The sequence below is a fragment of the Lawsonibacter sp. genome (assembly GCF_022777125.1).
GTDB classification, from domain to species: Bacteria; Bacillota; Clostridia; order Oscillospirales; family Oscillospiraceae; genus Lawsonibacter_A; species Lawsonibacter_A hominis.
The window spans coordinates 1-21,342 of sequence record NZ_JALFGV010000156.1; the positions used below are offsets into that span (position 1 = coordinate 1).

Annotated in this window: 19 protein-coding genes; all 19 read right to left on the minus strand. The window is 61.9% G+C overall.

Features of this window, described 5'->3' with window-relative positions:
- Positions 1-34 precede the first annotated feature (34 nt).
- Positions 35-2,707, minus strand: coding sequence for an FtsK/SpoIIIE family DNA translocase (locus tag MR825_RS12875; protein ID WP_287881083.1), 2,673 nt, complete (start codon positions 2,705-2,707; stop codon positions 35-37).
- Positions 2,708-2,781: 74 nt separating this feature from the next.
- On the minus strand, positions 2,782-3,633 hold the full coding sequence (locus MR825_RS12880; protein ID WP_243204657.1) for an undecaprenyl-diphosphate phosphatase: 852 nt from the start codon (positions 3,631-3,633) through the stop codon (positions 2,782-2,784).
- Positions 3,634-3,789: 156 nt separating this feature from the next.
- Entirely contained in the window at positions 3,790-4,542 is a 753-nt protein-coding gene (locus MR825_RS12885) for a fumarylacetoacetate hydrolase family protein (protein WP_256174939.1), read from the minus strand.
- The gene (yihA, locus tag MR825_RS12890) at positions 4,539-5,138 is read right to left on the minus strand and encodes a ribosome biogenesis GTP-binding protein YihA/YsxC (RefSeq protein ID WP_186906574.1); all 600 of its coding nucleotides are present in this window, start codon (positions 5,136-5,138) and stop codon (positions 4,539-4,541) included. Before yihA ends, MR825_RS12885 begins: the two co-directional genes overlap by 4 nt.
- A gap of 10 nt (positions 5,139-5,148) precedes the next feature.
- Positions 5,149-7,560: an endopeptidase La gene (lon, locus tag MR825_RS12895; RefSeq protein WP_441328119.1), complete on the minus strand. Its 2,412-nt coding sequence runs from the start codon at positions 7,558-7,560 to the stop codon at positions 5,149-5,151.
- 84 nt (positions 7,561-7,644) lie between these two features.
- Positions 7,645-8,964 carry an ATP-dependent Clp protease ATP-binding subunit ClpX gene (clpX, locus tag MR825_RS12900; RefSeq protein WP_256174941.1) on the minus strand — a complete coding sequence of 440 codons (1,320 nt, stop codon included), beginning with the start codon at positions 8,962-8,964 and terminating at the stop codon, positions 7,645-7,647.
- A 131-nt stretch (positions 8,965-9,095) separates the two neighbouring features.
- Positions 9,096-9,731 (minus strand): ATP-dependent Clp protease proteolytic subunit, encoded by a 636-nt coding sequence (locus tag MR825_RS12905; RefSeq protein WP_186906577.1) that lies wholly within the window; start codon positions 9,729-9,731, stop codon positions 9,096-9,098.
- Between the two features lie 51 nt (positions 9,732-9,782).
- The gene (gene tig, locus MR825_RS12910) at positions 9,783-11,222 is read right to left on the minus strand and encodes a trigger factor (protein ID WP_287881088.1); all 1,440 of its coding nucleotides are present in this window, start codon (positions 11,220-11,222) and stop codon (positions 9,783-9,785) included.
- Between the two features lie 118 nt (positions 11,223-11,340).
- A complete protein-coding gene (locus MR825_RS12915; RefSeq protein ID WP_287881090.1) occupies positions 11,341-12,018 on the minus strand; it encodes a metallophosphoesterase in 678 nt (225 codons plus the stop codon).
- 1 nt (position 12,019) lies between these two features.
- A complete protein-coding gene (gene thrC / locus MR825_RS12920) occupies positions 12,020-13,507 on the minus strand; it encodes a threonine synthase (RefSeq protein WP_186906580.1) in 1,488 nt (495 codons plus the stop codon).
- Positions 13,495-14,457 carry a dipeptidase gene (locus MR825_RS12925; protein ID WP_186906581.1) on the minus strand — a complete coding sequence of 321 codons (963 nt, stop codon included), beginning with the start codon at positions 14,455-14,457 and terminating at the stop codon, positions 13,495-13,497. The genes thrC and MR825_RS12925 overlap by 13 nt, the downstream gene beginning before the upstream one ends.
- Before the next feature lie 17 nt (positions 14,458-14,474).
- On the minus strand, positions 14,475-14,846 hold the full coding sequence (locus MR825_RS12930) for a YraN family protein (protein ID WP_186906582.1): 372 nt from the start codon (positions 14,844-14,846) through the stop codon (positions 14,475-14,477).
- Positions 14,843-15,448, minus strand: coding sequence for a ribonuclease HII (locus MR825_RS12935; RefSeq protein ID WP_287881092.1), 606 nt, complete (start codon positions 15,446-15,448; stop codon positions 14,843-14,845). Before MR825_RS12935 ends, MR825_RS12930 begins: the two co-directional genes overlap by 4 nt.
- A gap of 10 nt (positions 15,449-15,458) precedes the next feature.
- Positions 15,459-16,313: a ribosome biogenesis GTPase YlqF gene (ylqF, locus tag MR825_RS12940; protein ID WP_287881094.1), complete on the minus strand. Its 855-nt coding sequence runs from the start codon at positions 16,311-16,313 to the stop codon at positions 15,459-15,461.
- Between the two features lie 114 nt (positions 16,314-16,427).
- Entirely contained in the window at positions 16,428-18,434 is a 2,007-nt protein-coding gene (locus MR825_RS12945) for an amidohydrolase family protein (RefSeq protein ID WP_287881096.1), read from the minus strand.
- Positions 18,435-18,663: 229 nt separating this feature from the next.
- Entirely contained in the window at positions 18,664-19,005 is a 342-nt protein-coding gene (rplS, locus tag MR825_RS12950; RefSeq protein WP_186906585.1) for a 50S ribosomal protein L19, read from the minus strand.
- 257 nt (positions 19,006-19,262) lie between these two features.
- Complete coding sequence (locus MR825_RS12955) at positions 19,263-19,874, minus strand: site-2 protease family protein (RefSeq protein ID WP_186906586.1); 612 nt, start codon at positions 19,872-19,874, stop codon at positions 19,263-19,265.
- Positions 19,875-19,876: 2 nt separating this feature from the next.
- Entirely contained in the window at positions 19,877-20,890 is a 1,014-nt protein-coding gene (locus tag MR825_RS12960; protein ID WP_186906587.1) for a M23 family metallopeptidase, read from the minus strand.
- 200 nt (positions 20,891-21,090) lie between these two features.
- Positions 21,091-21,342 (minus strand): integrase core domain-containing protein (locus MR825_RS12965; protein WP_441328120.1); only part of this gene is annotated, 252 nt, incomplete at its 5' end.

Below are 21,342 nucleotides of genomic sequence, written 5' to 3' on the forward strand. Positions count from 1 at the left end.
TGCGCCCTCCGGCTTCAAGGCGCTTCCAGTTGGTTTAAAAGTCTCCGCCCGGGTCGAAGGGGGGCAGGTCCCGGCCCTGGGGGACGGCGTCTCCCTCGAACTCCAGTTCGTCGGGCACGCCCTCGGGCGCAGCGTCCACCATCCCCTGCTTGAACTGCATCTCCTGCCACTGCTCCTTGGTAATGAGCACCTGCCGGGGCTTGGAGCCCTCAAAGGGCCCCACGACGCCCTTCTCCTCCATCTGATCCACCAGACGGGCGGCCCTGGAATAACCGAGCTTGAGCCGCCGCTGGAGCATGGAGACCGAGGCCATACCGGTCTCTACCACCACCTCGATGGCGGCGGGGAGCAGTTCGTCATAATCGTCCCCCACCTCTTCGGGCGCGGAGCCGCCCACGCCCTTGCTTCCCTTCTCCTTCTCGGCGGCGTGCTGTTCGATCTCATGGATGATCTCATCCGAATATTCCGCGCTGCCGCTGTTTTCCTTGATAAAGCCCACCACGGCGGCCACCTCCTCGTCGGAGATCAGGCAGCCCTGGACCCGCTGGGGCTTTCCGGTCCCCAGGGGAAAATAAAGCATGTCGCCCCGGCCCACCAGCTTTTCCGCGCCGGTGGTGTCCAGGATGATGCGGGACTCCAAACTGGAGGCCACCGCGAAAGCGATGCGGCTGGGGATATTCGCCTTCATCAGCCCGGTAATCACGTCGGCGGAAGGCCGCTGGGTGGCAATGATCAGGTGCATCCCCGCGGCGCGGCCCATTTGAGCCACCCGACAGATGGATTCCTCCACCTCCTTGGCCGCCACCAGCATCAGATCGGCCAGCTCGTCGATGACCACCACGATCTGCGGCATCTTCTCCATGCCCTCAGTCTTGGCGGCATGCGCGTTGTAGCTGGCCAGATCCCGCACCCCGATCTCGGAGAAGGAACGGTAGCGCTTCATCATCTCCACCACGGCCCACTGAAGCGCCCCGGCGGCCTTTTTCGGGTCGGTGACCACCGGAATCAGCAGGTGCGGGATCCCGTTGTAGATGCCCAGCTCCACCATCTTGGGGTCCACCATGATCAGGCGTACCTCCTCCGGCGTGGCCTTATAGAGCAGGGAAATGATCAGGGAGTTGGTGCATACCGATTTACCCGAGCCGGTGGTACCCGCGATCAGCAGATGGGGCAGTTTGGCAATGTTGCCTACGATGCAGTTGCCCCCGATATCCTTGCCCACGGCAAAGGCCACCTTGGAGGGGTTGTCCCGGAACGCCCGGGAATCGATGACCTCGTGGATGTGTACCGGAGAGACCAGCTTGTTGGGCACCTCGATGCCCACCATGGAGATCTTGTCCGGGATAGGGGCGATCCGCACGCCGGTGGCTCCCAGCGCCAGGGCGATATCGTCGGCCAGATTGGTCAGCTTGTTCAGCCGCACACCCTGATCCAGCTCCACCTCATACCGGGTCACCGAGGGTCCTCGGGTCACATTGGCAATGTTGGCGTCGATGCCGAAGGAGCGGATGGTATCCGACAGACGGACCTGGTTGGCCCGCAGCTCCCCGGCTACGTCGCTGGCGGAGAGACCGCTCCCCTCTTTCAGCAGGGAGACCGGCGGATATTGATAGACGGGGGGGCCGCTCTCCAGATTTTTTGCAATATCCTGGGCCACCTCCGCGGCGGCCTGGGCGGTCTCTCCCTTCTTTCCCTTGCCCACGGCGGGCTCCCGTTCGATCTCCGGCATGGGCGGCATGGGGACCGGTTCCGGTGCGGGGCCATGCTCCGGCACGGGTTCCGCCTGCGCCGGAGCCAACTCCGCCGCCGCAGGCGGCATGGGCGGGACCGGCGCCGCGGGCGCGGCAGGCCCGTCCGCCGGAACGGAGGCCTCCCCGGCCAGTACCTGATCCGGCGTCGGCACGGAAGGCCTGCGGTTGAAGAACCGCTCCTTCTTGGCCACCGGCTCCACTTCAGCGGGCTTCCCTGCCAGCGGACCGTCGTCCACTGGAATATCGATCTCCGCCCTGCGCCGGGACGTGGCGCCCGCGGCAGCGGATGCGGCCGTCTCTTTCACCCGGCGGCGGCGCTCCCTGGGGGCGGGCTCAGGCAGTTCTTCCTCCTCATACTCGGCCCGGGGACGGGACCGCACAGCGTCCACCACGTCCGCCGGCGTCACATGGAAGGCAGCCATCACCATAAGGATGGCCGCCAGTACGAAAATGACTCCCGCGCCCGGCTTGCTGAACACCGCCGTCAGGGCCAGGGCAATGACGCCGCTGACCAGGCCGCCGCTCTGGAGGGCCTGTCCCTGCGTCCACAGGCTCTTGACCAGCGCCATGCTCCAGACGTATTCCCCCCTTGCCAGGATCAGGTGCAGCAAACAGCCCGTCAGCACCGGCGTCAGCAGTGCGCACCACACCCGCAGGCGCACCGGGCGTCCCCGGTGGAACGCCAGGATACCGCTGGCGATGAGAAGCATGGGGGACAGCAGCCAATAGCCGTAGCCAATCAGTCCCTTGACGGTACCGCAGAAAAAGTCCACGAAGATGGCCTCAATGGGAACGTACCCGAACGCGGCAAAAATGGCCAGCAGCAGGCACACCACGGCCCCGACCTCCCGCCGGACGGGTTTCGGGGGCGGCGGCGCTTTTTTCCGCGTGGTCGTACTGCGGGCGGCAGTGCTTGTCCGCTTCCCGCCCGTGGTCTTCTTTTGTGCTTTGGCCATTGCGCATCAGTCCTTTCGAGGATTTGGAGCCGAAAACGGCCCCGGCATACCGGCCGCCGGGGCCGCAGCTGAACTCAGTGGAGCACCGCCATCTTCACGATCCCGGCGATCAGGCTGCCAAGGCCCACGCCCCAGCAGTAATAGGCAAACTTTCCGAACTTGCCCTGGTCGGCCAGCAGCTTCACCAGCCGGATGGCGAAATAGCCCACGACCGCGGCCACCACAACACCCACCAGGTAGACCGGCAGCAGGCTGTGATCAAAACCGGTTTCCAGCGCGCTCTTCAGGGAGAGGATGTTGGCCCCCAGCACGGCGGGCAGGGACATCAGAAAGGAAAAGCGCACGGCAAAATTCCGGTCAAAGCCCCGCAGCATGCCCACGGAGATGGTGGTACCGGAGCGGGAGAGCCCGGGAATGACGGCGATGGCCTGTCCGCAGCCCACGATGAGCGCGTCCGCCACCGTGGCATTTTTCGCACTCTTGCGGCCATGGGCCAGCCGGTCGGAGAAAAAGAGGATAAAGCCGGTGGCGATCAGGGCGCAGGAAACCAGGATCACATTGGAGAACAGGGACTCCAATGCGTCCTGAAAGAGGACCATCACGAACAGCGGCAGCGTGGCCACGATGATGAGCATCACCAAACGCCGGGCCGGAGGCGGCGTTGCGCCCGTCCCCTTCTTCCCGGCCAGGGAGGCGATCCCGAGAAAGAATTCCCGGATCATCTCCACGATGTCCCGCCAGTAGACCAAACACACGGAGACCAGCGTGCCGAAATGGAGCAGGACGGTGAAAAACAGGTGGCTTTCTTCCACGTTTTCCATGCCGAAAAAGGCCTGGAACAGGGCCAGGTGGCCAGAACTGGAGATGGGCAGGAATTCAGCCACCCCCTGGATGATCCCCATAAGGATCGACATCAAATAAGTCAAATCAGTTACCTCCATCATCAGGCATACGGACCGCTTTGGACATACAGTAGTATATTAACACAAGGCGCGGGATATTTCCATCCTTTTTCACCGTTCGGGAGACAGACAAGCGCACGGTGCGTCCGGTCAGGGACGCACCGTGCGCTGCAAAGCGCTCTATACGACGTGGCTGCGCAGAACCCCGATCCCCTGGATCGCGACCTCCACCGTGTCGCCCGGCTTCATCGCCCCGATGCCCGCGGGGGTGCCGGTGGTCACCACGTCGCCGGGCTCCAGCGTCATGGACGCGGTGATGAAGGCCAGCAGCTCCGGAATCCGGGTCATAAACTGGGATGTGTTCCCCGACTGGACCACCGTACCGTTGAGCCGTGTCTCCAGCTCCAGCGCCGAAGGGTCTACCTCATCGGTGACCAGCGGGCCCACGGGGGCGAAGCCGTCCATACTCTTGCCTCGGGTCCACTGTCCGTCGCTCTTTTGCACATCACGGGCGGTCACGTCATTGAGACAGGTATAGCCCAGGATGTACCGGGCATACTCCTCCGCCTTCACGTCTTTCGCCCGTTTCCGGATCACAAAGGCCAACTCCCCTTCGTAGTCCAGCCGCCCCACAAAGGCAGGGGCGTGGACCTCCCCCTCCGGGCGGTTGAGCGTATTGGGGGCTTTGAGGAACAGGATGGGACGTTCCGGCACCCCGTCCCCCATCTCGACGGCATGATCATAATAGTTTTTCCCTACACAGACGATCTTGGTGGGCGCGCAGGGGGCCATCAGACGGCAGTCCGCCAGAGGCAGGCTTTTCCCGTCATAGCAGATCCCATCAAAGGGCGGCGCGGCCAGAGTGCGTACCAGATCGCCCTGGAGCACGCCCCACACGCTGCCGCCGTCCCGCTCCAACTTCACGTATTTCATAAATGCTCCCCCGCATGCGCCAGGATCAGTTCCAGCAGCTCCTGCTTTCCGTCTCCCTTTTCTGCTGAAAAGGGGATCACCTTTACCGTTTCGTCCAGGCCAAGCGTCTCCCGGATCCGGGCCAGGTTGGACGCGATCTCGCTCTTTTTCAGCTTATCCAGCTTGTTGGCCACGACCGCGAAGGGACGGCCGCTGCCCTGGAACCACTCCGCCATGGTCTGGTCGTCTGCGGTTGGCTTGTGCCGGGCGTCCACGATCATCATGCCCAGGGTCATCAGCGTATTGTCGGAAAACCACTCCTCCATCAGGCGTCCCCAGCGCTCACGCTCCCCCTTGGAGACCTTGGCATAGCCATAGCCGGGCAGATCCACCAGATAGAATTTCTCATCGATGAGGAAATAGTTGATGTGGGTGGTCTTCCCCGGCGCCGCGCCGACCCGCGCGAGATTCTTCCGATTCAAAAGCCGGTTGATGACCGACGACTTGCCCACATTGGAGCGGCCCGCGAAAGCCACCTGGGGCAGGCGGTCCCGAGGGAAATCGGACGCCTTGGCGGCAGAACGGACAAACTCCGCCTTTTGCAGATTGACGCTCATATTCGCTCCTTTACTGCTTGAAGCTGGGGAGATTCTGCCCCTGAGCGGCGCTTTCCACGGGCCGCGCCCGGAGCAGTCCTTCCTCCCGCCCGCCCAGGTCCAGCGCCTGGGCCAGCACCGCGTCCACCTGCTCCACGGGAATAAACTGCAGGGCGGCGCGGACGGTCGGATCGATCTCCTCCAGGTCCTTTTGGTTATCCATGGGTAAGAACACCGTCTTGATCCCATTGCGGTAGGCGGCCATGGTCTTCTCCTTCAAGCCGCCGATGGGAAGCACACGCCCCCGCAGCGTAACTTCCCCCGTCATCGCGATTTCACGCTTCACCGGAGCCCCGGTGAGAGCGGAAACCATGGCGGTAGTGATCGCGATGCCGGCGGAGGGGCCGTCCTTGGGGACCGCTCCCTCGGGGAAGTGGACGTGCAGGTCTTTGGTCTTATAGAAATCGGCTTCAATGCCCAGCGTGGCCGCCCGGCTGCGGATATAGGAGAGCGCCGCATGGGCGGACTCCTTCATTACATCGCCCAGGTTGCCGGTGAGCTCCACCTTGCCGGATCCGGGGACCACGTTGACCTCCACCTCCAGGATCTCGCCGCCCACGCTGGTCCAGGCCAGGCCGTTGACCACCCCCACCTGCTCCATACGGGGCAGGCGCTCCGGGTGGAACCGGCGCACGCCCAGGAATTCTTCCAAAGTGTCTCCTGTAACGCGAACCGACTTTACACCATTGGAGACCAGACGCATAGCGGCCTTGCGGCACAGGGCGGCCAGCTGCCGCTCCAGCACGCGCACACCGGACTCGCGGGTATAGCCCCGGATGATCTCCCGGATGGCGTCGTCGGTCACCTTCATCTGAGCGGGGCGAAGGCCGTGGCGCCTGCGCTCTTTGGGCAGCAGATGGTCCCTGGCAATCTGGAGCTTCTCCTCATCGGTATAGCTGGTCAGCTCGATGATCTCCATCCGGTCCAGCAGGGGCCGCGGAATGGTGTCCGTGGTGTTGGCCGTGGTCAGGAAAAGCACGTCGGACAAATCGAAGGGGACCTCCAGAAAATGATCCCGGAAGGTACTGTTCTGCTCGGCATCCAATACCTCCAGCAGGGCCGAGGAGGGATCGCCCCGCTGGTCGTTGCCCAGCTTGTCGATCTCATCCAGCAGCAGGAGCGGATTGGATGTGCCCGCCTGGCGCACTGCCTCGATGATACGTCCCGGCATGGCGCCCACATAGGTCTTCCGGTGGCCGCGGATCTCGGCCTCATCATGGACGCCGCCCAGGGAAATCCGCGCCATCTTCCGGTGCAGCGCCCGTGCCACGCTCATGGCGATGGAGGTCTTGCCCACGCCCGGAGGGCCTACCAGGCAGATGATCTGCCCTTTCAGTTCCGGCGCCAGCTGCTTGACCGCCAGAAATTCAAGGATACGCTCCTTTACCTTTTCCAGGCCGTAATGGTCGGCGTCCAGCACCTTGCGGGCTGCGGCCACATCGACGCGCTCCCTGGTCTTTTTGCCCCAGGGCAGCTCCAGACACACGTCCAGGTAGTTGCGGATGACGGTGGCCTCGGCAGAGCCGAAAGGCTGTTTTTCCAGGCGCCCTACTTCTTTCAGCAGCTTTTCCGCCACCTCGCCGGGGAGCTTTGCATGGGCGATCTTCCGGCGATATTCCGTCAGCTCGCTGTCGCTGCCCGGATTCTCCTCCCCCAGCTCCTGCTGGATGACCTTCATCTGCTCCCGCAGGAAATAGTCCCGCTGGCTGCGGGTGAGCTGGTCCCGGACCTTTCCCTGCATATCCTGCTCCAGCTCCAGGATCTCCACCTCCCGGCGGAGCGTGCGGCAGAGCAGTTCCAGGCGCCGGACGGGACGCAGCTCCTCCAGCACCGCCTGCTTGTCGCCGGTGCGCATTGCCAGGTTCTGGGCAATATAATCGGCAATATAGCCCGGGTCTTCGCTGGCCAATACGGACAGGAGGATATCCGGCGTCATCTTGGGGGCCAGCTCGATATAGCGCTCAAACAGCTCATAGGTCTGGCGGATCAGCGCCTCAGTCCGGGCGGAGCGCTTCACCGGTTCCTCGGGCCGGATCTCCTCCACCTCCGCCATCAGATAGGGACTGGTTTGGGGCAGGCTGTGCATCCGCCCCCGGCTGACCCCCTCCACCATCACCCGCACGTTGTCCCCGGGCAGGCGGAGGATCTGGCGTACGTTACAGATGGTTCCAATGGTGTAAAGGTCGTTCAGCTGCGGGCTCTCCACAGAGAGGTCACGCTGAGCGACCAGGAAAACCGGCTGCCCGGTGGTCATGGCCTCATCCAGCGCTTTGATCGACGCCTCACGCCCCACGTCGAAGTGGAGCAGCATATTGGGGAATACGGTCAGGCCCCGCAAGGCAAGCGCAGGCATGGTGACCGGCAGATTCGATTCCATGAACATTCACTTCCTCTCGGAAAACAGGAATAGATGCCACAGTGGGGCGAGGGAACCTCCCCCGCCCCGCTGGTATCCAGATGGCTTTCGTTACGATACGTTCCCCCGCAGCGCAGTGCCGCCCTGTTCGGCGCGCAGGGCAGCGCCGCCCAGGCGGGGCCGCTCGGTGCGCTCAGGATCATGCTCGACGGCGGGCGGCACGTGATCCGCTACGCTCTCCGGCGTGATGGTGACCTTGGTAATGGTGGGGTCGGAAGGTACGTCGTACATCACCCGGGTCATGACCTCCTCCAACACGGCCCGCAGTCCCCGGGCGCCGATCCCGCGCTCGATGGCCTGGTCCGCAGCCGCTTCCAGCGCGGCGGGCTGGAACTCCAGATCCACCATATCGTACTCCAGCAGCTTCTGGTACTGCTTGACCAGGGCATTTTTGGGCTGTGTGAGGATACGTACCAGCTGCTCTTTGTTCAGGGCGCTGAGGGTCGTGATGACCGGCAGGCGGCCCACCAGTTCCGGGATGATACCGAACTTCAGCAGATCGTGGGGCTGGACCTGCTTGAAGACAGCGGTATTGTCCTTCTCACGCTTCCGCTGAATCTCCGCGCCGAAGCCGATGGTCTTCTTATCCAGCCGCTGCTCGATGATCTTTTCCATCCCGTCAAACGCGCCGCCGCAGATAAAGAGGATATTTTTGGTGTTGATCTGAATGAATTCCTGATGGGGGTGCTTGCGCCCGCCCTGGGGCGGGACGTTGGCCACGGTACCCTCCAGGATCTTCAGCAGAGCCTGCTGCACGCCCTCGCCGGATACATCCCGGGTGATGGAGGTATTCTCGCTCTTGCGGGCAATCTTGTCGATCTCGTCTACATAGATGATGCCCCGCTCCGCCAGCTCCACATCATAGTCGGCGGCCTGCACCAGACGCAGCAGGATGTTTTCCACGTCGTCGCCCACGTAGCCTGCCTCGGTCAGCGTGGTGGCGTCGGCGATGGCGAAGGGCACCTTCAGGATGCGGGCCAGGGTCTGGGCAAAGAGCGTCTTGCCGCAGCCGGTTGGCCCCATGAGCAGAATGTTGCTCTTTTGCAGCTCCACATCCTCCCCGCCGCCGAAGTAAATGCGCTTATAGTGGTTGTACACGGCAACGGACAGGGCGACCTTGGCGTCCTCCTGTCCGATGATATACTGGTCCAGGACATCACGGATCTCCCGGGGCGTGGGGATCACGTCCGGGATATCGGGAGAAAACGGCTCCTCCGGGTCGTAGGTGTCGTCCAGGATGCTCATGCACAGATGGACGCACTCGTTGCAGATGTAGGCGCCCGGGCCTGCGATGATACGGTTCACCTGCTCCTGATGCTTGCCGCAGAAAGAGCAGCGGACCGATTTGTTGCGTTCGTCGTTTTTCGGCATTGTGTTACCTCAACTCAAAAAGGTTCCGGAACCCCCGTTCCAACCGGCGCGCGGAGGGTGACGGAGGCGGTTTCCGGGAGAAGACCGCAAGGGAGCGGGGCCGATGGCATCCCCGCTCCCCTATGATTCGATCAGCGCTGATAGATGACCTTGTCGATCAGGCCGTATTCCTGGGCCTCCTCGGCAGACATGAAGTTGTCCCGCTCGCAGGCGGCGGTAACCTCCTCCACACTTTTACCGGTGTTGCCGGCCAGGATGTGGTTCATACGCTTTTTGATGATCTCCAAGCGCTTCAGATGGATCGCCATATCGGTGATCTGGCCCTGGGTGCCGGCAGAAGGCTGATGGATCATGATCTCGGCGTTGGGCAGCGCCAAACGCTTGCCCTTGGCGCCGGAGGACAGCAGAAACGCGCCCATGCTGGCGGCCATACCGATGCAGATGGTGGAAACGTCACACTTGACGTACTGCATGGTGTCGTAGATGGCCATACCGTCGGTGACGGAGCCGCCGGGGCTGTTGATGTAGAACTGGATATCCTTATCCGGGTCCTGGGCTTCCAGATACAGCAGCTGGGCCACCACCAGGCTGGCCGTGGTCGCATTGACCTCCTCGCCCAGGAAGATAATGCGGTCGTTGAGCAGCCGGGAGAAAATATCATAAGACCGCTCGCCCCGGTTGGTCTGTTCTACTACATAGGGAACTAAGCTCATGGTTTTGGATCTCCTTTTATTTGATGTCGGAGCCGGCTGCCCGGCTCTGACCATCCCACCACCGGCGGGCAGTCACACACCACAGTATGCCCGCCGTACGGCAACTTATTCCTCCGCCTTGCCCTCGTCCGCAGAAGCCTCTTCTTCCTCCGCCTTCTTGGCGGTCTTCTTCCGGGCCGTGGTCTTCTTGGGCTTCTCCTCGTCCCCGCCGGCCGGCTCTTCTTCCTCCGCCTTCTTGGCGGTCTTCTTGGCGGCCTTCTTCTTGGCAGCCGGCTTGCCCTGCTTGGCGCTGTCCAGGATCACGCGCTCCGCCTTCCGGTCCAGCAGCTCCTTCCGGACATCGTCGGCGGAGAGGTTGGTCTTCGCCTCTTCCTCGCTGACCTTGTACTGCTCGGCCAGGCGCTTGTACTCCGCATCCAGCTCCTCGTCGGTGATCTCCAGCGCCTCGGCCGCGGCTACGGCGCTCAGCGCCAGTTCACGGCGGACCCGCTCCAGGGCGGCGGTCTTGGCCTGCTCGCGCATAATGTCCATATTCATGCCGGTCATGGCCAGATACTGCTCAAAGGGGATGCCCTGGGCCTGGATGCGCTGAGCCATATCGTTGACGAGCTGCTCGGCGCGGAAGTCCACCATCGCGTCGGGGATCTCCACTTCCATATTGTCCATGACCTGGGTCATGATCGCTTCCTCAAAGTCCCGCTGGGCCTGGGTCTGGCGGCGCTCCCTGAGCTTGTCGGCCAGATCCTTCCTGAAGTCGGCCAGGGTATCGAACTCGGACACGTCCTTGGCAAACTCGTCGTCCACCGCAGGCTCCTGCTTCTCCTTGACCTCGTTGACCTTCACCTTGAAGACCACGGCCTTGCCGGCCAGATCCTCGTGATAATCCTCGGGGAAGGTGATATCCAGCTCCTTCTCGTCGCCCGCCTTGGCGCCCACCAGCTGCTCCTCGAAGCCGGGCACGAAGGAACCGGAGCCCAGCTCCAGGCTGTGGCCCTCGGCCTTGCCGCCTTCAAAGGGCACGCCGTCCTGAAAGCCCTCGAAATCAATGACCACGGTATCGCCGTTTTTGGCCTCCCGCTCCACGGTGACCACACGGGTAGCGCGGCTGATAAAGGGCTTGAGCTCATTGTCGATGTCCTCGTCGGAGATGGTGACCTCGTTCTTCTCGGCCGTCAGGTCCTTATAGTCGCCCAGCTTGACCTCGGGACGAACGGTGACCACAGCCTTGAAGGTCAGCCCCTCCTTGCCCACGTCCACGATCTCCACCTTGGGCCAGGCAACGGCGTCCAGCTTCTCCTGCTCGATCGCCTGGGCATAGGCCTCAGGATAGATTTCGTTGATAGCGTCCTCATAGAACACGCCGGAGCCGTACATCCCCTCGATGATCTTTCGGGGGGCATGGCCCTTACGGAAGCCGGGCACGCTGATATTGCCGCGCTGCTTCTTGTAGACCTTCTCGACGGCGGCTTCGAATTCCTCCTTGCCCACCTCGATGACCAACTCGACCGTGCTCTTCTCCTGTTTCTCGACGCTCTTGACATTCATGTTGTTTACTTCCTCCTGTCAGGCCCCGGAGCGCCGCTTTCGCGCCAACGGTGCCATCTTTCGCGTTATCCGCTCTATACTATCAGATATGCAGGAAAATTTCCATACTTTTTTTGCATTATTCGCAGATTTTTTGTGGGCGGAAGCCCAGGTAGTCGGCGGAAACCAGATGATATTCCACCGCGCCGTACCGCCCCTCCACCGCCAGCTTATGGCTGCCGCCGTGGAGATGGCCGTAATAGCAGCGCTCCACGCCGTACTGCTCCAGAAGGGCAAGGATCTCCGGACAGGTATAGCCCTGATAGCAGGGCGGGTAGTGGAGAAAGCACAGCTTCGGCCGCTCCCCCGCCGCCTTCAGAGAGGCCTCCAGGCGGATCAGTTCCCGCTTGAAGACCTTCTGTTCCCCCTTTTCCTCATAAAACCAGCCCCGGGTTCCGCACAGGGCATATTCCCCGTATTCATAGCAGTTATTGTGAAGGATATTCAGGCTTTTCCAGCCGTGCTCCGCAAAAAAGCGGTTCATTTTTGCGGCGGTATTCCACCAGTAATCGTGGTTTCCCTTCAGCAGCAGCTTGCGGCCCGGCAGCGCGTCCAGAAAGGCAAAATCCCGCGCCCCTTCCTCCAGGCCCATGGCCCAGGACAGATCGCCGCAGAGCACTACCGTGTCCTCCGGCCGCACTGCCCGGAACCCCTCTCTCAGCTTATCCACATACCCTTCCCAGCCGCCGCCGAACACATCCATGGGCTTATCGGAGGCCAAAGAGAGGTGGGTATCCCCGATCGCGTACAGGGCCATCTTATTTCAGCAGCTCCAGGACCTGGTCCACCATATGGTCCTTCTCCACGTTCTGTGCAAAGCGTACGCTCTTGTCCTTCAATCCGGCCAGCGGCGCGGGGGCGGCCACGCCCGTCCGGGCGGAGAGCTGTTCCAGAATGGCGGTGCCCTGCTCCAGCTCCGTAACGCCCAGAGCGCCCAGCACGCTGTCGCAGAACTTGAACGGACTGGCGGTAGAGGCCACCAGAGCCGGCGATGCATCCCCCGTCTCCTTTCGGTACTGGTCCAGTACCTCGAAGGCGACGGCCGTGTGGGGGTCGATCAGATACTTATGCTCGTTCCACATGCGGCCGATGACCTGCTGGGTACGCGTGTCGTCGCAGTACCCGGCGGCAAAGAGCTTGCCCAGCTTATCCCTGAGGACGGGACTCACCTCGTAGCGGCCATCCTGGTTCAATTGGGCCATATAATCCCGCACCTCGGCGTCGTCATGGCCGGTGAGGGCGAAGAGCAGCCGCTCCAGATTGGAGGAGATGAGGATGTCCATGGAGGGGGACATGGTATTATAAAAGGTGCGGTTACGGTCATATACGCCGGTGCGCAGAAAATCGGTCAGCACATTGTTGGAATTGGAGGCACAGATCAGCTTTCCGATGGGCACGCCCATGGTCTTTGCATAATAGGCGGCCAAGATGTTGCCGAAATTTCCGGTGGGCACGCATACGTTCAGCGCTTCGCCCTTCTGGAGCTTCCCATCCCGCATCAGGTCGCAGTAAGCGGAGATGTAGTAGACGATCTGCGGCAGGACGCGGCCCCAGTTGATGGAATTGGCGGAGGAGAGAAAGAAGCCGCGCCCGGCCAGCTGCTCCCGCAGAGCGGGGTCGGCGAAGAGACGCTTCACGCCGGTCTGGGCGTCGTCGAAATTGCCCACTACGGAGCACACGCCCACGTTTTCGCCCTCCTGGGTGACCATCTGCAGCTGCTGGATGGCGGACACGCCGTCCTTGGGATAGAAGACAAGGATACGGGTCTTCTCCACATCCTTGAAGCCCTCCAGCGCGGCCTTGCCCGTGTCGCCGGAGGTCGCCACCAGGATGCACACCGTCTTCTCCTCCTGGTTCTTCACCAGCGCGGCGGAAAGCAGGTGGGGCAGCATCTGCAGCGCCATATCCTTGAACGCGCAGGTGGGGCCGTGCCACAGTTCCAGGCAGTAGGTGTTCCCGTCCACGTCCCGGACCGGAGCCACCGCCTTCACATCGAACTTATCCGGCCCATACGCCCTGGAGGCAAAAGCCGAGAGCTCGGAAGAGGTGAAATCATCCAAAAAGCTCCCCATGACATAGACGGCCCGCTGCTGATAGGACATGTCCCGCATGGTCTCCAGGGCATTCTGGGACAGCTTGGGGAAGACCTCCGGGGTCATCAGTCCCCCGTCTGCAGCCAGTCCCTGGGCGATGGCCTGGGCGGCCGTGCGCCGGTCCTCCTTGTTTCTCGTGCTCACATAGTACATACTTCGCTCACTACCCTCATTAGATTCTCGAAAAACAGAGCGCGCAAAAGCGCCTCGCTGTAATTTCGCTGCAAAAGCCGTTCCCAGAGCCGGTCCAGGTCCTGGATGCCTTTGATCCCTTCCGGCAGGAGGGAACAGCCGTCCAGATCGCCGCCCAGGCAGACGTTTTGTTCGCCCCCCAGTTCCAGCCAATGCTCCAGATGGGCCACGACCGTATCCACGTCCGCCCGTTCCCCCAGGAAGCGGGCATACAAATTCAGCCCGGCCACGCCGTTGTGGTCTATTATGGCAGTAAATTGCGCGTCGGTCAAGCTTCTGGGGTGAGAAAATACGGCTCTGGAATTGGAATGGCTGGCCAAAAACGGGCCGTCTACCCGCTCCGCCACGTCCCAGAAGCCCGGGTCGGACAGGTGGGAGACGTCTACCAGCATACCAAGCCGCCCCATTTGGTCCACAAACGCGCGGCCCTGGGCGGACAGGCCCCGGTCCGTCTCCTCGGCATTGCTCCCGGAGAGGTCGTTGGCGTGGTTCCAGGTGAGGTTCACCGCCCGCACGCCCAGACGCCAGGCCTCCTCCAGCCGCTCCAGAGAGCAGTCCAGCAGTTCCCCGCCCTCGGCGGACAAAAAGGCCGCGGTCTTCCCGGCGGCAAAGGCGTCCGCCGCCTGGTCCGCCGTGCGGCAGTGGACGACCCGGTCGCGGTTCTCCGCCATCTCCCGCTGGAACACGGCGTACTCCTCCCGGAACAGCTCCCCCAGCCGCAAGCGCCGCAGATCCCTGCCCGGGAAGTCCTCCGCCGCGCCGAAGAGGGCAAAAAACTGGGCGTAGCGGCGGTATTTGCCCGCGCGCTCCAGATCCACATGGCCCTCGTTCCTCCGCAGGCTCCCGCCGTATAAGTAACGCTGAAGGATCGTGTCGCAGTGCCCGTCAAACAGATCGATGGTGCTGTGCATGGTCCCTGCCACCCCTTTCAAAAGGCGTTTAAGACATATTGTATTTGAGGGCGCTCCGTGCCCAGGCCCCGGGGCGCGTAGACCTCCGCCACATCAAACCGGGGCTGGAGACCGCCGGCCGGATGCTCTGCCAGCCAGCACTCCGCCGTGATACGCAGCTTCTCTTGCTTCCGCCGGTCCACAAAAGCCCGCGCCGGGGCAAAGGCGCCGCTTTTCCGCAGCTTTACCTCTACAAACGCCAAATAACGCCCGTCCTCCGCGATCAGGTCGATCTCGCCGAAGCGGGAACGATAGCCCGCAGCTACGATACGCCAGCCCCGCCTTCGCAGGTCTTCCGCCACCAGGGCCTCCCCCCAGCGGCCCAGCAGCTTTGCCTCTGCCCCGCTCACAGCTTTCTTAAAAAAGTCCTGCGGTGGATGGGACAGGGGCCGTATTTCCGCAGCAGCTCATAATGACGGCGGGTTGGGTAGCCTTTATGGCGCTCAAACTCATATTCCGGATAGCGCCGGGCCATCTCCTCCATATAGCGGTCCCGGCTGACCTTGGCCAGGATCGAGGCCGCAGCGATGGAGGCCGACAGGCTGTCTCCCTTTACAATCGCGCGGTGGGGCGTGGTGATCGCCGCCGCCCTGCCGCGATCCCGGTTTCCGTCGATCAGGGCAAAGTCTGCGGCCGGGGCAAGCCCGTCGATGGCCCGCTGCATGGCCAGTATCCGGGCGCTGAGGATATCGGTCTCGTCGATCTCCCGTTCATCCGCCCAGGCCACCGCCCAGGCCGACGCCTGTTCCCGGATGCGGTCAAAGAGGCGTTCCCGGCGCTTTGGGCTTACCTGCTTGGAGTCGTTGAGTCCCTCCAGCTTCCATTCCGGCGGCAGGATCACCGCCGCGGCATAGACCGCGCCGGCCAGAGGGCCGGCCCCGGCCTCATCCACACCGCAGACCAGCGCTGCGCCTTCCGCCCAGCAGGCCCGTTCCGGTTCCCACAGATCCATCGCGTCTCCCTCACTCCACCGGCGGAAGTTCCAGCGTAATATTTCCTAACGTTCCAGACCGGTATTCGTCCAGCAGTACCTTGGCCATGCGCTCCGTATCCACCTCGCCGCCGGAGATGAGGAAGCCACGCTTACGGCCGCAGGCTTCCAACAGCTCCCACCCCTGCCCGGACAGGTCCGCCGGGATCTGATACCGCTGCTCCAGCGCATTGGGGTAGCGTGCCGCCAACAGCTCCAGCAGGCGGCAGGCCAGTGTTTCCGCGTCCATGACCTCGTCCTTCACCGCACCGGTAAAGGCCAGGTGCAGCCCGGTGGCCTCATCCTCGAACTTCGGCCACAGGATGCCGGGAGTATCCAACAGATCCAGTCCCGCATCCACGCTGACCCACTGCCTGCCCCGGGTGACGCCGGGCCGGTCCCCCACCTTGGCGGATTTCCGCTTTGCCACCTGATTGATGAAGGTGGACTTGCCCACGTTGGGTACCCCCACTACCATCACCCGGATGGGGCGGCCTACCATCCCTTTGGCCTTCCACTGCTCCAGCTTCTCTTTCATCGCATTTTTTATGGTAATGGAAAACTGGTTGACACCCTTTCCATCCCTGGCGTTGGTCTCCAGTACCGCCCATCCCCGCTCCCGAAACCAGGCGCACCAGGCCCTCGTCCCCGCAGGATCGGCCTGATCGGCCCGATTGAGTACGATCAGGCGGGGCTTCTCCCCCACCAGCTCGTCCAGATCCGGGTTCCGGCTGGAGACGGGGATGCGTGCATCAATGACCTCGGCCACCAGATCCACCAGCTTCAGGTCTGCCTGGATCTGCCGCCGGGTCTTGGTCATATGGCCGGGATACCATTGGATGTTCATGCTCCAGCCTCCTTTTTTGCTAATTTTAATATTATACACAATATCTGGTGGTTTGAAAAGGGGGAGAACAGCAAAAAAGCGGGGGCCTCCCCCCGCTTTTTTGCTGTAATATCCTTATTTGAGCCAACCGATGGAGACGCACCGGCTGTCGCCGTACCAGGTCACGTTCCGGCCCAGGCCCTCGAACAGGGCGCGTACCGCCACATAATCCACGCCGTCCACGGTCTTGACGGGCAGCTTGATGGACTTGCCGTCCAGGGTGACCAGCATGCTGGCGCCGTCGGCGCGCTTCTCCGCGCTGATGCCGTTGATCACATCGTTGAGCGGCACATAGATCTTGCCCGGCTCTACGATCAGCTCGCTGTTAAAGGTCAGGGGCAGGCCATTCCACATGATGGTGGGAACGGAGGTATCCTTCTGATAGACCACTTCGCCGCCGGAGACCGTCAGCAGAGCCTGGGTATCCTTGATATCCTGCTCAGGACAGGTCATCACGTCACGGTCGGTGACCACAAAGTCGGCCAGCTTGCCCACTTCCAGAGAGCCCTTAATATCCTCGTTGAACTCAGCGTAGGAGGACCAGTTGGTGAAGGAGCGCAGGGCCTCTTCGCGGGTCATGGCCTCTTCCATGTGCCATCCGCCATCGGGAGAGCCCAGACGGTTTTTCCGGGTAACGGCGGCATACAGGCCATGGTAGGGGTTGACGAGCTCCACGGGAGCGTCGGAGCCGTTGGGGATGATGCTGCCCTTGTCAATAATAGTACGCCAAGCATAGGCGCCCTTAATGCGTTCGGGACCCACACGATCCTCGGCTACCAGCATATCGGAGGTGGCGTGGGTGGTCTGCATGGAGGGCAGGATCCCCAGCGCGATGGCCCGGTCGATGTCGTCCAGCGCCACGATCTGGAAGTGCTCGATGCGCAGGCGATGGTCCTCGCGGGGATTGGCTTTGATCGCCGCCTCATAGGCATTGATGATCTGATGGTTGGCGCCGTCGCCGATGCAGTGCGTGGAGACCTGATAGCCGGCGTCATAGGCCACCTTGACGATCTCGTTCACCTGCTCCTGGTCATAGCGGTAATCGCCGATATGTCCTTCCCGATCGGAGTAAGGCTCCAGCATCGCGGCGGAGCGGGCGCCCAGAGAGCCGTCGGCAAACATCTTTACGCAGCGCAGGCTCAGGTGGTTGTTGTACAGGGGGGTATAGTTATCGTTATCAATGGGATGGGCCTTCAGATACGCCGCCGTTTCATTATCCGCGGCGGTGTGAGAGATCATGCCGTACACCCGCAGCTTCAGCGCGCCGGACTCATACAGCGGCCCGAACACGTCCTCATAGACCTGCACGCTGTTGCCGGCGTCCATAGCGGAGGTCAGGCCGTAGGAGAACAGCTGATCCTGCGCCTTCAGCAGGGCCTCCCGCTGCTGCTCCAGCGTCAGATCGGGAATCAGGCTGCGGATGGGGCTCATGGCGGTATCCGTCATACAGCCCAGAAGCTCACCGCTCGCATTTTTCAGATACTCGCCGCCCTGGGGGTTGGGGGTATCCTTGGTGATGCCGGCCAGTTCAATGGCCTTGCTGTTGGCCCAGCCCATATGTCCGCAGGCGCGGGTCAGGAAAACAGGGTTGTTGGGCGCAACGGCGTCCAGCTCTTCCTTGGTGGGATAGTCGGTATTCTCCCACACGGTGTTCATCCAGCCGCGGCCCTGGATCCACTGGCCGGGCTCCGCCTTCTCGGCGGCGGCCTTGACCAGATCCAAGATGGTCTGCTTGGGCTTCCAGAAGCAGTCCAGATTCATCAGGCTGCTGCCCAGGCCGGTAACGTGCATATGGCCTTCCACCAGGCCGGGAATGACCGTCTTGCCGCCCAGGTCCACGACCTTGGTATTTGCGCCGATGTAGGCCTCCACGCCGGCCTCATCGCCCACGTAGACCAGCCGGTCGCCCTGGATCGCCAGTGCGGTTGCTTTGGAGAAGTCTTCATCCACAGTATAGATGTTGCCGTTGCGGTATACGCTGTCGGCGGCCTGTGTCCCGGCCGCCATCGCAGGGAGCATGGAGAGAAGCATTGTGAGAGTCAAGAGCATTGCCAGAATCCTGCCGAAACGTTTGCGTGACATGGTTGTTCCTCCCTTTATAATCTTCTTTCTGGTCTTCCTGGTCTGCGCGTGACTGACCCCAATCCTCCTTTCCTCTTGGTTAGTAACTATAGCGTAACATTTTTCCGTTGTTTAGGCAAGTATAACCTTAAATTTTTTTCAGTTTTCTCCCGCTGTTTTTGGTCACATTTACAATATAGCCAAAAAAAGGAGAGGCATATGCCTCTCCTTTTTGGGGGACGGATCTGTTTTAAATGCGCTCTTTGACCTTGGCGCTCTTGCCCATACGGTCCCGCAGATAGTACAGCTTGGCTCGGCGGACTTTGCCCTTGCGAACGGTCTCGATCTTTTCGATCGTGGGCGCATGGATGGGGAAAACCTTCTCCACGCCGACGCCGTAAGACACGCGGCGGACCGTGATGGTCTCCTCGATGCCGCCGTGCTTCTTGGCGATAACGGTCCCCTCGAAGACCTGGATACGCTCGCGGTTGCCTTCCTTGACGCGGATGTGCACCCGAACGGTGTCGCCCACATTGGCCGCGGGGGGCGCTTCCTTCTGATACTTGCTGCTGAATGCCTGCATGAGATCCATAGTCGTTTCCTCCTAGTTTATAGGCGTTCATGCCGGCTCTTTCACGCCGCCCGGTTCCGGGCGGCAGCCGCAGAGGACCACCCTTTATTGAGACCGTAATAGTTTACCATACGGCGGATCGGATTGCAAGCAGATTTTAAAGAGATCGCAAGGAAAACGCCGCGCGATCCGGCAGGGGGCATTTGCAGAAGACCTTGCGTCCCGCCAAGGGGCCAACGATTCGGAACCGGCCACAGGCGCAATCGTGCGCTGCCGCTTCATCCCCTTGCCCGTGCGCCTCCTCTTCGCGCCGTCCAAGGCGAGAGCAGCAGCCACAAAGCCGTGATCAGCAGCGTCAGGTTCGCCTGTCCCCGCAGCGTCAGCAGCAGACTGCCCAGGGTCAGGGCCAGGGATACTGCAGACGAGGTCGCGGCCACGATCCGTTCCGCCTTCTCTTCCGTTTCCAGCAACGCCAGCAGGCACCACAAGCACCGCCCGCCGTCCAGCGGGGCCGCCGGCAGCAGATTAAAGCCGGCAAGCGCCAGATTGAGTCCGGCAAACAGATAGGCCCTCTCGTCCCCTCCTCCTGCCATATGGACGGCGGCGCCGGCGCAGAGAAGGTTGGCTGCCGGACCGCCCAGGGCAGCCAGGAGCTGCCTGCCATAGCCCATCGGGTATCGAGCGGACAGCTTCAGCTCCGCGCCCACGCAGGTCAGCCGCAGCAGCGCCACCCGTCCGCCCAGGCAGCGGATCGCCAGCCCGTGCCCCAGCTCGTGGAGTGCGCAGGCCGCCGCGGCCCAGAACAGCAGATTCTCCGTATCCAGATAAAACAGCAGCGCCGCAACCAGCAGGAACCCGCCGCTGATCTCCACATGCCTCCAGCGCAGCATGCTCAGGCCGGATTGATATAATAGGCCGGATTGAGCAACACGCCGTTGAGCTTCATCTCAAAATGGAGATGCGGCCCGGTGGAATTGCCCGTAGCGCCGGAGAGCGCCACCCGCTCTCCGGCCTTCACGGTCTGGCCCTGCTGTACCAGAAGCTCGCTGCAATGGGCATAAAAGGTGGTCAGTCCCCCCGTATGCCTCAGTTGGAGGTACTGGCCATAGATCTCGCTCTCCCCAATATAGTCCACCGTCCCGTCCGCAAACGCCAGCACATCCGTTCCGCTGTTCACCCCCAGATCCACGCCGTTGTGAAACTTCTCGCCTCCATCCACCGGGTGTTCCCTCCAGCCGAAATCAGAGGAGATCCACCCCAGTGCCGGGGTGACCGTCTCGGTCACCCCGAGTACCTTTAAATTGTATTTATCCATCGTCGCATTGTCCGGAAGCGCAGGGCCGTCATAGGCCATGTGCTCAACCGCCGGCTCCGGGGTGGGCGTTGGCTCCGGACTGGGGGAGGGCTGCATGGGCACCGGCTCTCCCGGCTCCGACTGTATTCCGCCGCCGTTCAGCCAGTGGGATACCGGCGTGACACGCTGCGGATATCCGCTGAGAAAGGCATTCTGCGCCTGAAGCGTAGGCGCCTGCTCCAGCGTCAGTCCGCCGGAGACGGTCACCGTCCCGCCGCCAAACACATCTACCCACAACTCGCCCAGGGTATCCAATACCGGCTCCCCCTCTGAGATGGAGCGGCCCAAGCTGACAAAGGCAGCCCGGAAATCCGTGTCCGAATGCAGCGTGCTCAAAAGCTGCTCCCGCACCGCCTCCACCTTATCCGGAAACACGCCCTTTCCAATGAAGACCACGAGGAACAGTACCACGCAGACCACAAGCTGCAGTAACCTCCGTCTCTCTCGCGTGCCCAGTACCGTTTTTCCGCCGCTTTTCCGCCGGGATGCCGCTCTGCGTCCACGGCTCTGCTCCTGCCGCTTCTTTTCCCACTCCCGATAGGTCGTTTCCATACCGGCGCCCTTCCCTTCTGTAACGCTTTTTGAGTTCAGGACATGTATATGCGGCCAAGCCGCCCGCTATACCATCGGTCTGCAGGAAATCGCTCCTCCGTCGCTCCAAACAAAAGAAGCGGCCCAAAGCGGCCTTGTCATGAACTGCCCCAGGTTGTGCGGACCGTACAAAAAGGGACCCTGGCAGGAACTATTGAGTTTTATGTGGAGAGGCGACGCGCAAGCGGCGCCTCTCCAGTCTTTAGCTGAATGTGCTCATGGTTGTAGAAGTGGATATAGCGGTCAATCCTCTCGTTGGCTTCAGAGAAAGCCGCCGGTTTGCGGCGGTAAATGCACTCTGTTTTAAGAATGGAGAAGAGATTTTCCGCCATGGCATTATCATATGGGTTGCCTTTCCTTGACATGGAAAGCGTAATGCCGTATGCTTGAGTCAGATTGAAGTATGCTTGTGG

Coding starts and splice junctions, on each gene's coding strand:
- MR825_RS12875 (WP_287881083.1), bottom strand. CDS start 2,707: ATGGCCAAAGCACAAAAGAAGACCACGGGCGGGAAGCGGACAAGCACT.
- MR825_RS12925 (WP_186906581.1), bottom strand. CDS start 14,457: ATGCACAGCACCATCGATCTGTTTGACGGGCACTGCGACACGATCCTT.
- MR825_RS12945 (WP_287881096.1), bottom strand. CDS start 18,434: ATGTCACGCAAACGTTTCGGCAGGATTCTGGCAATGCTCTTGACTCTC.
- MR825_RS12955 (WP_186906586.1), bottom strand. CDS start 19,874: ATGCTGCGCTGGAGGCATGTGGAGATCAGCGGCGGGTTCCTGCTGGTT.
- yihA (WP_186906574.1), bottom strand. CDS start 5,138: ATGAGCGTCAATCTGCAAAAGGCGGAGTTTGTCCGTTCTGCCGCCAAG.
- lon (WP_441328119.1), bottom strand. CDS start 7,560: ATGTTCATGGAATCGAATCTGCCGGTCACCATGCCTGCGCTTGCCTTG.
- tig (WP_287881088.1), bottom strand. CDS start 11,222: ATGAATGTCAAGAGCGTCGAGAAACAGGAGAAGAGCACGGTCGAGTTG.
- MR825_RS12960 (WP_186906587.1), bottom strand. CDS start 20,890: ATGGAAACGACCTATCGGGAGTGGGAAAAGAAGCGGCAGGAGCAGAGC.
- MR825_RS12905 (WP_186906577.1), bottom strand. CDS start 9,731: ATGGTCAGAGCCGGGCAGCCGGCTCCGACATCAAATAAAAGGAGATCC.
- thrC (WP_186906580.1), bottom strand. CDS start 13,507: ATGTACTATGTGAGCACGAGAAACAAGGAGGACCGGCGCACGGCCGCC.
- clpX (WP_256174941.1), bottom strand. CDS start 8,964: ATGCCGAAAAACGACGAACGCAACAAATCGGTCCGCTGCTCTTTCTGC.
- ylqF (WP_287881094.1), bottom strand. CDS start 16,313: ATGAACATCCAATGGTATCCCGGCCATATGACCAAGACCCGGCGGCAG.
- MR825_RS12885 (WP_256174939.1), bottom strand. CDS start 4,542: ATGAAATACGTGAAGTTGGAGCGGGACGGCGGCAGCGTGTGGGGCGTG.
- MR825_RS12915 (WP_287881090.1), bottom strand. CDS start 12,018: ATGGCCCTGTACGCGATCGGGGATACCCACCTCTCTTTGGCCTCCGAT.
- MR825_RS12935 (WP_287881092.1), bottom strand. CDS start 15,448: ATGGATCTGTGGGAACCGGAACGGGCCTGCTGGGCGGAAGGCGCAGCG.
- rplS (WP_186906585.1), bottom strand. CDS start 19,005: ATGGATCTCATGCAGGCATTCAGCAGCAAGTATCAGAAGGAAGCGCCC.